Annotated in this window: 8 protein-coding genes and 1 pseudogene; 6 read left to right on the forward strand and 3 right to left on the reverse strand. The window is 36.5% G+C overall.

Translation table 11 applies throughout. From position 1 onward, the window contains the following. Positions 1–277: 277 nt before the first annotated feature. The 3 genes from ACP6PK_RS14605 to ACP6PK_RS14615 all read right to left on the reverse strand — a co-directional run bounded on the left by ACP6PK_RS14605 (position 278) and on the right by ACP6PK_RS14615 (position 3,257). Entirely contained in the window at positions 278–1,513 is a 1,236-nt protein-coding gene (locus tag ACP6PK_RS14605; RefSeq protein WP_426560281.1) for a DUF3086 domain-containing protein, read from the reverse strand. 336 nt (positions 1,514–1,849) lie between these two features. Continuing rightward, positions 1,850–2,242 carry a DUF3119 family protein gene (locus ACP6PK_RS14610; RefSeq protein ID WP_094678531.1) on the reverse strand — a complete coding sequence of 131 codons (393 nt, stop codon included), beginning with the start codon at positions 2,240–2,242 and terminating at the stop codon, positions 1,850–1,852. Positions 2,243–2,459: 217 nt separating this feature from the next. Beyond that, a complete protein-coding gene (locus ACP6PK_RS14615; RefSeq protein WP_426560283.1) occupies positions 2,460–3,257 on the reverse strand; it encodes an MlaE family lipid ABC transporter permease subunit in 798 nt (265 codons plus the stop codon). Between the two features lie 203 nt (positions 3,258–3,460). Here ACP6PK_RS14615 and ACP6PK_RS14620 point away from each other — a divergent pair, with 203 nt between their 5' ends. The 6 genes and pseudogenes from ACP6PK_RS14620 to ACP6PK_RS14645 form a co-directional block, all read left to right on the forward strand. Beyond that, positions 3,461–3,748, forward strand: coding sequence for a hypothetical protein (locus ACP6PK_RS14620; RefSeq protein ID WP_094678527.1), 288 nt, complete (start codon positions 3,461–3,463; stop codon positions 3,746–3,748). Between the two features lie 705 nt (positions 3,749–4,453). Continuing rightward, positions 4,454–4,894, forward strand: a pseudogene (locus tag ACP6PK_RS14625) (Hsp20/alpha crystallin family protein). 167 nt (positions 4,895–5,061) lie between these two features. Then, positions 5,062–5,490 carry an Hsp20/alpha crystallin family protein gene (locus ACP6PK_RS14630; RefSeq protein ID WP_426560286.1) on the forward strand — a complete coding sequence of 143 codons (429 nt, stop codon included), beginning with the start codon at positions 5,062–5,064 and terminating at the stop codon, positions 5,488–5,490. A gap of 19 nt (positions 5,491–5,509) precedes the next feature. After that, complete coding sequence (locus ACP6PK_RS14635) at positions 5,510–5,632, forward strand: hypothetical protein (RefSeq protein WP_426560288.1); 123 nt, start codon at positions 5,510–5,512, stop codon at positions 5,630–5,632. A gap of 25 nt (positions 5,633–5,657) precedes the next feature. Beyond that, positions 5,658–6,098, forward strand: coding sequence for an Hsp20/alpha crystallin family protein (locus ACP6PK_RS14640; protein ID WP_426560290.1), 441 nt, complete (start codon positions 5,658–5,660; stop codon positions 6,096–6,098). Positions 6,099–6,490: 392 nt separating this feature from the next. Continuing rightward, a partial coding sequence (locus ACP6PK_RS14645) for a beta strand repeat-containing protein (RefSeq protein WP_426560292.1) occupies positions 6,491–10,964 on the forward strand: 4,474 nt, incomplete at its 3' end.

Genomic DNA, 10,964 nt, shown 5'->3' on the forward strand with positions numbered 1-10,964 from the left:
ATAGAAATAGGGAAAGAAAATTAGAGATTTAAAAAACTCTTTCATTATCAATTATCCATTATCAATTATTAATTATCCATAGATAGTTAGATAGAAATAGGGAAAGAAAATTAGAGATTTAAAAAACTCTTTCATTATCAATTATTCATTATCAATTAGTAAGAGATTGTTAGGAAAAAAGTCCTAACAATTAGGAATAAAAAAGTTTCTCCCTTTTGCGCCGGTTCAATAACTCCTTCTTCCTTCTTCCTTCTTCCTTCTTCCTTCTTCCTCTTAATTAAAACCTATCCATTGAGTTTTGAGAATTAGGTTCAGGAGCAAAAGCTAACCATAAAGGAAACTGTAACATAGAAAGACTAATTCTATCTTCCGTATCATCAATCACAATAATTGGTAACTTGCCCTGCTTAAGCAATCGGTCAGCCTTTTGGGCCAAAACCTCCGCATCCTCAAACAAAGCCACACCCCGGTCAGGACTAAAATCACGGCGGTCAATCCCCAAACAATCCTGTAAACCCCGACGCCACTCTCCCAAACGTTCAGGAGAATTAGCCAACACCAGAGCGCGTACCCTTGTATCATATAAATCTCTCAGTACAGAAATAATCGCCGAAGCAACCAAAATATTTTGTAACCGACTACCCATATTTCGCAGCGCACCACGACCACCCTGAGAGAAAAACCAATTGGAAACCCGTTCTGCATGGATCGGCTCAAATGTACGCCGTAATCTCCAAGGTGGGCCATAATAATCAGGCATATTCCGATATTCGTCAAGAATCTGGCGAATTTGTCTAGTTTGTTCCTCAAAACCCATTTCGGCAAATTTAGGATTTTCAGAATTTCTTGTAGATTTAGGAGTATCTTCCTTCACAGGAGTAGAATATTCCTCTGGCTGTGGGGCCAATTCTAACTGTTCAGCAGCAACAGCCAAATCCTGCAAACTTCCCACCAAATAATCTTTAAACCCCTGAATTCTAATTGCCAAATCCTGAGAAGCACCAGCAAAAGTAGTGCGCATCTCCTTTTGAATACGTTCTTTGCGACGCTCTAGTTTTTCTACCTCTACTTGCAATGTTTGTCTACGTTGTTCTAACTGACTTAAAGCTTCTGGCACTAAACGCCCTATAGCCTTAGTCTGGGCAATTACTTCTTGTTGTAATTTAGCCTTAGTTTCTTGTAGAGTAGCTATTTCTTCTTTTAAATTTTGTTCTTGCTGTTCAAGGTTAGTAACTTCTGAGGTCAATTCTTCTTCAATTTTCTCAACTGGCGGAGTTGTATACTCCTCAGTCAAACTAGCAGAATCTATAGAATTATCTTCAACAAATGGAACGTATGCTACTTCAATTGGTTGATTTATATCAGGTTCATAAGACTCAGAAACTTCTGGATTTGTAGGAAGAGTTTTAGTTTCAATTTTTTCATCTAAGTCTGAAGCTGAAGGACTTATTTCATTTAAGGTATTAGATTTTTCTTTTTGTTCTTCTGGTTGTATTTCGTCTGGGTAAATCATGGAAAAAAATATGCAAAATTTCTACTATTAATTAGAGGGAAAAATAACCGCAGGTTTAGTGTAGCGATAGTAATTTCTGAAGTGGGAATAACCCAGAAAGAGTTTTGTTTTTCAAACCCAAAATTTTATATCTTCTCATTTAACTACTTATCAGCTTTTCCTAACGGAATGTTCCACAAACAGCATCTAGCTAGCCTCCTGGGTCGTAACTACGTTAACAGCTCAAAATTTAAGGGTTTAATTCCCCAATATATTTGAACAAGCGCCTAATACCTGTTCATGGGGTTTTAATCCTCCATTATACACCCTCCTAGAAGCTGATAGCTAAGTGCTACTTCAATCCTGATTTAAAGGAAAGTATTTTTCCAGGCAAGTTTGCAACATTTTAGGATCGAAAATAATTGGTAGAAAGTGGATACTCTTAACTTCTCTAAAATAGAACAGAATTGGGACAGGAGACCAGTATATTTCCCAATTGAGCCAATCTTGATAAGGAAAGTTTCGTAAAAGTTTATCTGAAAGGTATACTTCTAAGGCTGTTTCTGTAAATTTCAGACGGAGAATTAATGTTTCAACTAATAGAAAAATTCCTAGTATAGCGATCGCTAAACTTACCCACTTTTGTACAAATACCAAAGGTAATGCAGCAATTATTAGCACTAAAGGTATTTTATAACTAGGAGCAAGTTCAATAGTTTGTTTTGCTTCTGAGGTAGAAATAGTAGTCATGGCTTTATGTAAATTTATTAAAAGAGGGAGTAGGGAGTAGGGAGTAGGGAATAGGGGGAAATAATTGATGAATAAGAGTGTAATAATGAATTTTATTTTTTATTGTAAGAGATGTCTATTTTTACTTTCTCTCACTAAACTAAGAAAAATTCATAGTTTTTGATCTTGATTTAGTGATTTTATGACACTCTCTAATATTTTTTGACTCTTCTCTATTTTAAAGACCTTGCTTCATGGCCCCACCTAGACCTTGGAACATTCCCCAAGATAGAAAGAAATTAAAAATAAAGATAGATATTAAAGATGTCACAACTGCTGTAGTTGTAGATTTACCTACCCCCTTTGCCCCACCAGTAGTAGTTAAACCCCAACTTGTACCAATTACAGCAATTAAAACACCAAATATAACTGATTTAGTTAATCCACTACACAAATCCCAAATAGTTAGAAAATCCTGGACAGAATCTATATATATACTTCGGGGAATATCATATAGATTCACTGCAATTATTAGTCCACCAAGTATAGCAGCTACCAAACATAACAAAGTTAAGATTGGCATCATTAAAGCACAAGCAATAACTCTGGGAATAACTAAATAATCTACTGGATCTGTTTTCAGGATATATAAAGCATCTATTTGCTCTGTCACCTTCATTGTGCCTATTTCCGCTGCAAATGCTGAACCCACTCGCCCTGCAACAACAACTGCTGTCAAGACAGGACCAAGTTCTCTAGTTAAAGTTAGAGCCAACATTCCCCCGACCATATTAGCTGTACCAAAAGCTACAAGTTCCCTGGCTACCTGAATAGTAAATACCATACCGACAAAACTAGCTGTCAATAAGACAATTAGTAGGGACTGTGGACCTACTATCGCCATTTGATCAATGGTATTACGACGATAAATTTTGCCCTTTAGCAAATGAACAACTACCTGGCCCGCTAAATATGTAGCAGCCAACATCCGTGGTCCCCATGACCCAAAAGTTAATCGAAAAGTAATCTTATTCAATAGAAATTAATAAATTAGAACAATAAATCAAACAATGAGAGAAATTTACCAATCTTCAACAAGATTTTTAAACCAAAATTGAAGTTTTCTGACAGATTTACCGATTTTAAGCGATCGCTCTCTATCTTAGAAATAAGTTAGCCTATTTGGTTAACTTGCTACTGAGGTGGCAGTTATATCTGGACTTATGGTTAATTATTATTATGGGTATTTTAACTGATTTGCTACGTTCTTTACTACTCACAACTATCTTTAGCTTTATAACTCCTATGATGTTGATTGGGGCTAGTTGGATGAGCTTTGCTTTAATTAGTCATCTTCCCAGTTTACAAAGAATTGGTCAATCTGGTATTGCCCAAATTTGGCAATTCTTAGCAACTTTCGGTAGTGGCCATCCCTGGCAAGGATGTTTAGTAATTGCTATTACTTGTAGTTTAGTGGGAGCGATGTTTGATACTTATGCGTTCTGTCAAAATCCACGAGGACATTAATTTTAGGGGTTGCTGAATCAAGGTATGAAAATAAAGATTGAATAATCTTAAGTATTTGTTATTCAATAGTTTAGTAATTACCAATAAATACAAATTATACCCACCCATCAGCAACGCCGAAAATCAAGTAAGGGGATATATTTCAGTTACTCTGCTAATTCCCTTACTACATTTATATTCATCCTCCATTCGTGTAGCATGATAACATAGTTATATTCTAATTTTGCTCCTCATACTAAAGATTAAGTAGGTAACCACGAAAAAATAAGGTATATAACAAAAAGTAGAATTATCAGAAATCTCTTCGCTTCAACGTTATGTTTCCTGCTTTCTGATAACCATGAATTTTAAGACTGACTTACTTAGGTGCTAATAAGTAGATTTATTCAACCAAACGATAGTTGTACGGAAATCGCGATCGCATGGGAGGGAGGAACCGAATTCGATAATTTTTTCACTTTGATTACAATAAAGACAAGTTGAATAAAAATCAATTTACTTCAACTAAAATTTAAGCAAGGTTGTGGTGGAAAAAACTGGGAAAGTTTTGGATACTATCTCCATCAAAAAAAACTCTAGTACGGCAATTGCGATCGCATCTTTCCCATTTTCCTTACTTACTCAACACAAAACCGAATCTAAAATAGAACACAGAAACAACAAATTAAATCAATACATAAAACATATTTTTAGGAGGTAATAAATATGGCTATTGTTCGTTTTTCTCCCTGGCGTGAAGTTGATTCTTTGCAAAAAGAAATGAATCATTTATTTGATACTTTTGCTCCCACTTTCAATGGTGAAGAAAAAGGAATATCATTTACACCAGCAGCATAAATTCACGAAAACAATGATTATATTGATTTAAAACTGGAAATACCAGGTTTGGAGGCGAAAGATTTAGATGTACAAGTAACTGCCGAAGCAGTGGGAATTAAAGGAGAACGTCGTCAAGAAACTAAGACAGAAGAAGAAGGTATGACTCGTTCTGAATTTCGTTATGGTAGTTTCCAAAGAATAATTTCTTTGCCAGTCAGAGTGCAAAATGAGCAAGTAAAAGCTGACTACAAAGATGGTATTTTACATCTACATTTACCTAAAGCTGAAGCTGAGAAAAATAAAGTTGTGAAAGTCAATGTTGGCTAAATTTTAGTAAGACAGAAAGATGCGATTTCTCAAAATAAAAAGTACGGCAATTGCGATCGCATCTTTCCTATTTTCCGCACTTACTTAACGCAAAACCGAATCTAAAATAGAAACAGAAACAACAAATTAAATCAATACATAAAATATCAATTGAGGAGGCAATAAATATGGCTATTGTTCGTTTTTCTCCCTGGCGTGAAATCGACTCTTTGCAAAAAGAAATGAATCGTTTATTTGAGACTTTTAGTGATGAAGAAAAAGTCGTGAAATTTACACCAGCAGCAGAAATGCAGGAAACTGAGGATACGATTGAGTTAAAATTAGAAGTACCAGGTTTAGAAGCGAAAGATTTAGATGTACAAGTGACTGCCGAAGCAGTAGCAATTAAAGGTGAACGTCGTCAAGAAAGTAAAACAGAAGCCAATGGTATGACTCGTTCAGAATTTCGTTATGGTAGTTTCCAACGAGTAATTTCTTTGCCAGTCAGAGTGCAAAATGAGCAAGTAAAAGCTGACTACAAAGATGGTATTTTACATCTACATTTACCTAAAGCTGAAGCTGAGAAAAATAAAGTTGTCAAAGTAAGTATTGACTAAATTTTAGCAATACAGAAAGATGCGATTTATCAAAATAAATAGTACGGCAATTGCGATCGCATCTTTCCCATTTTCCTCACTTATTCAAGACAAAACCGAATCTAAAATAGAAACAGAAACAACAAATTCAATCAATATATAAAACATCGTTTTAGGAGGTAATAAATATGTCTATTGTTCGTTTTCATCCCTGGCGTGAAATAGACTCTTTGCAAAAAGAAATGAATCGTTTATTTGATACTTTCGCTCCAACTTTCAATGGTGAAGAAAAAGGCATGGCATTTACACCAGCAGCAGAAATTCACGAAAACCATGATTTTATTGATTTAAAACTGGAAATACCTGGTTTGGAGGCGAAAGATTTAGATGTACAAGTAACTGCCGAAGCAGTGGCAATTAAAGGAGAACGTCGTCAAGAAACTAAGACAGAAGAAGAAGGTATGACTCGTTCTGAATTTCGTTATGGTAGTTTCCAAAGAATAATTTCTTTGCCAGTCAGAGTGCAAAATGAGCAAGTAAAAGCTGACTACAAAGATGGTATTTTACATCTACATTTACCTAAAGCTGAAGCTGAGAAAAATAAAGTTGTGAAAGTCAATGTTGACTAAGTTTTAGCTAAAAATTAAACAAGAAACCGGATTTATAAACTCGTAATTTTAAAACAAATAACTAGGGTAATAAACCCGGTTTCTACCTGGAGTAGTTTTCATGTCAATGAACTACATAAATAAAATGATAATTCTGTAGGAAAGTTGCGTACAACTTCCCTATTTTGTATTCTGCTAAAATGAAAAGCGCTGTAATGGTGATTACAGCGCTTTTCAGATACATAAACCAAATCATCACAACCAAAACCTTGTAGGGACGTTCCATGGAACGTCCCTACTGTTCATTTTGACTTCTGAATGCTGATTATTTTGGTAACTGATAGAATGGAAAAGATATACTGGAGCTAATCATAATTATTTTTTTCAGAAAAAGTAAATACTCAGTCAATTAGATGAAGCTATTAACATTACATCTTTATCCTCTGATGGCCTTTGTTTCTCTATTGGGAACAGTCGCCATTCCTGCTTATAGTCAACCTATTACCCCAGCAACAGACGGTACAGGAACTACAGTCAACCAAAACGGCAACCAATTTAATATCCAAGGTGGCACTCCCAGCAGCAACGGTGCAAACCTATTTCATAGTTTTAGCCAATTTAACGTTGAATCTAATCAAACCGCAAATTTCCTTACAACTCCAGACATTCGCAACATTCTGGGTAGAGTCACAGGAGGAAATGCTTCTACTATAAATGGCTTAATTCAAGTAGTTGGTGGGAACTCAAATCTCTTCTTAATGAACCCCGCCGGAATAATATTTGGCCCTAATGCTACCCTCAATGTGCCCGCTTCCTTTAGTGTTACTACTGCCACAGGTATAGGTTTCAACGACAATAACTTCTGGTTTAAAGCAATGGGTACAAATAACTACTCAAATTTAGTAGGTAATCCCAGTGGTTATCATTTTGATGTCTCTAACCCAGGCGCTATAGTTAATCAAGGAAACTTAAGTTTAAATCCAGGAAACAATCTTACTCTCCTTGGCGGTACAGTTGTCAATACAGGTGAACTATCTACGGCAGGTGGAAACATTACCATCGCTGCAGTTAATGGTGGGGATACCTTGCGGATCTCTCAAGCAGGCCATGTTTTGAGTTTAGATATATCACCTTCTTCTGCACATTTATCGGGGCAGTCAATTACACCATTATCACTAGCACAGTTGTTAACAGGTGGCGAAACAAATGATGCCTCATCTGTGGTAGTAGATGCTCAAGGTAATTTAGTTTTGACAGGTAGAGAAGGAGTAGCAGTTGCCTCTGGAAATATTGATGTATCAAATTCCTCTGATCAAGGGAGCGGTGGACAAATTAATGTGTTAGGCGATCGCGTGGCAGTTATTGATGCCAATATTCAGGCCAATGGTTTAAATGGTGGAGGAAGAATATTAATTGGAGGCGACTTGCAAGGCAATGGAATTGTTCCCAATTATCAGCAAACTTTTGTTAACAATAACTCTTTTATTTCGGCAGATGCTCTTAATAATGGAAACGGTGGTCAAGTCATAATTTGGTCAGATGATACGACTAATTTTGCGGGAAATATTAGTGCTAAAGGAGGAGAATTTTTTGGTGATGGAGGGTTTGTTGAAATATCTGGCAAACAGGAATTAATTTTTGATGGAAATGTTAATGTTAGTGCAGCATTAGGAGAAGCAGGAACAATATTATTTGACCCGAAAAATATAATTATTGGAGCCGAAACACCGAATCAAAATGAAGGCGATAATCAGACATTTTCTGCTACAGAAATAGAAGAATTAGAAGGTGAAATTATTCTTCAAGCTGACAATGATATAACTGTTAATCAACCAATAGAAACTTCTAAATCTATAGAATTAACAGCAGGAAGAAGTATTAATCTAAATGCCGATATAAATACATCCAGTGGTAATAGTAATATTAGTCTTTTTGGTAATGATGATGGAGCCGATATTAATAATCGCGAACCAGGAGCAGGTTCTATTAATCAAGCAGAAGGAACAACATTAAATTCAGGTAGTGGGGATATTACAATTCTACTAGGAATTTTAGGAGAAAATGGTGATATAAATCTGGCTAATTTAACTACTACTGGTCAACTATTAGTTAATGCTAATCGAGGAAATATTAGACGAGTTTCTCCTAATTCTTTAATTACTGCCGACCGAGCAATATTTCAAACTGAAAGTATTGGTGGTGTAGGTTTAACTGAAGCTCCCTTGCGTATAGATGTAAATAACTTAGAAGTATTCATAGGAGAAAAAGGGCTATTTCTGGAGTCAATAAATAATTTAACTATTGGTGGAGTTAGTGAAGAAGTAGAAGGTATTTCAACTTTTGATGGCGGGGATATTGAAATAAGTATTAATGGGAATTTGACTTTAACTGAAAGGATAATTACATCAACTCCTGATAGCCAACCAGGCAATATTACTATTTCTAGTAGTGGGAATATTGATACTACTCAAACCACCCTTGACGCCAATTCAGCATCAACCAGTGGTGGGGATGTTTTTCTTAGTGCTGATGGTGATATTAAAACAGGTGAAATTAATGTTTCCACAGGAGGTAATAATAGAGGTGGGAACGTTACCATAAATAGTGGTGGTGAAGTTGATACAACTGCCAATGAAATATTTTCTGGTTCTTTGCAAGGGAGTGGTGGAAATGTTGCTATTACAAGTAATGGGGATTTAAAAACAGGTAATATTGACTCCCGTTCAGATGGTAGTAGTAATGGTGGAGATATTACCCTGGAAAGTACAGGTGGTAATATTGATACCAGTAGTGGAGAATTATCTTCTTATTCCGTTGGGGGTGATGCAGGAAATGTCAGTATTACCAGTCAGGGGAATATTAAAACTAGAGACATATTTTCTTCCGCAGGCGAACCATTGGATGTAGATGGAGACTTAGAAAATTCGACTAATACTAACTCTAATCAAAATGCTACTGGTAGTGGAGGGGATATTACTCTGACAGCAGGAGGAACTATTGATACTAGCGCCGGAACTCTAGAATCATTTTCTCGTCTTGGCGCTGGAGGTATAGTTAGCATTACCAGCAAAGGCGATATTGCTACAGGGGGAGTTTTTTCCACTGCTGGCGAACCTACTCCTACTGTAGGCGCTACCGTAAACACAACAACAACACAGACGGAAATAAATAGTAGTAATAGTGGTAATATTACCATTGAAAGTACAGAAGGCGCAGTAACTACCACAGCAGAAATAGATACTGCTGCTGTTAGCGGAAATGCTGGAAGTATAACTGTTAAAGCTTTTGGAGATATTAAGACTGAAAGTATTCAATCATCAACATTTGCCGGTGAAGGTGGAGATATCACGATAGAGAGTACAGGTGGAAGTATTGATACTACTGGAGCCGCAAGAGATGCAGGAATATTTTCTACTTCTACTCGGGGAAATGCTGGAAATGTAAATGTTAAAAGTAATGGGAATTTAATCACAGGTAATATTGACTCCAATTCAGAAAATGGTCGGGGTGGAAGTATTACCTTAGAAAGTACAGAAGGAAATATTGATACCAGTCTTGGTGAATTAGGTTCTTTTTCCGATACAGGAGATGCGGGAAATGTGAAGATAAAAAGTTTTAGCGATCTGAAAACAGGTAAAATTAATTCTGTGACAATAGCAGGTACAGGTGGAGATATTACCCTGGAAAGTACAGGTGGAAGTGTTGATACAACTATAGGCGAAATATTTTCTGCTGCTACTGACGGGAATGCAGGAAACGTTGCCATAACCAGTAATAATGATTTAATAACAGGTGCTATTGACTCTAATTCAACTAATGGTCAAGGTGGGAATATTACTCTGGAAAGTACAAGTGGAAATGTTAATACCAGTGGTGGTTTCTTAAGTTCTTTTTCCCAAACAGAAAATGCTGGAGATGTCAATATCAAAAGTTTTGGTGATTTGATAACAGGTGGTATTGACTCCAGTTCGGATGGTAATGGTCGAGGTGGGAATATTACTCTAGAAAGTATAGGTGGAAATATTAATAGCAGTGCTGGTGAACTCGCCTCCTCTTCCCGTAGTGGAAATGCAGGAACTGTCAGTCTTACCAGTGATGGCAATATCACAACTGGAAATATTTCTTCTTTTGCTGGTCGAGACTTTGGAGAAGCAGAAGACTCAGAAAATTCTGGTAGTGGTGATGGAGGAAGTATTATCCTAAAAGCAGGAGGCACTATTGATACTACCGCAGGAACTGATGTTGAATCAAATCTAGAATCATTTTCTCGTGACGGTTCAGGTGGCAATATAATTCTAGAAGCAAAAGGTGACATTACTACAGACAGAATTCTTTCTAGTGCTGGAGACCCGGACAATGGTAACATCCTAGCAGCAATAACACAGACCCAGGAAAATGCTGCTAGTAGTGGTGATATTAGTATTAAAAGTACAGAAGGATCGGTAACTACCACAGCAGCAATAAATAGTTTTGCCACTACTGGTGATGGTGGTAGTGTCACTGTGGAAAGTTTTACCGATCTTAATATAGGTAATGAGATTAATTCCCGTAGCGATGTCGATGGTGCTGGTGGAAATATTATTCTAGAAAGTCAAACAGGTGCTATTACTATCGAAGGTGAGTTATCCTCCTTTTCTCAATTAGGAAATGCTGGAGGTGTGAATATTACCAGTAGTGGTGATTTAACAACAAGTGATATAGACTCTCGTTCAAATGGTAGTGGTCAAGGTGGGAGTATTAACCTCGAAAGTAAAGGCGGAAATGTTAATACCACTGGAGGTGAATTGAGGTCTTTTTCAGAATTAGGAAATGCGGGAGGTGTAAATATTATTAGTAGTGGTGATTTAACAACAAGTGATATAGACTCTCGTTCAAATGGTAGTGGTC

It is taken from the genome of Dapis hubbardiae BLCC-M172, from assembly GCF_050016015.1.
Lineage (GTDB): Bacteria > Cyanobacteriota > Cyanobacteriia > Cyanobacteriales > Microcoleaceae > Trichodesmium.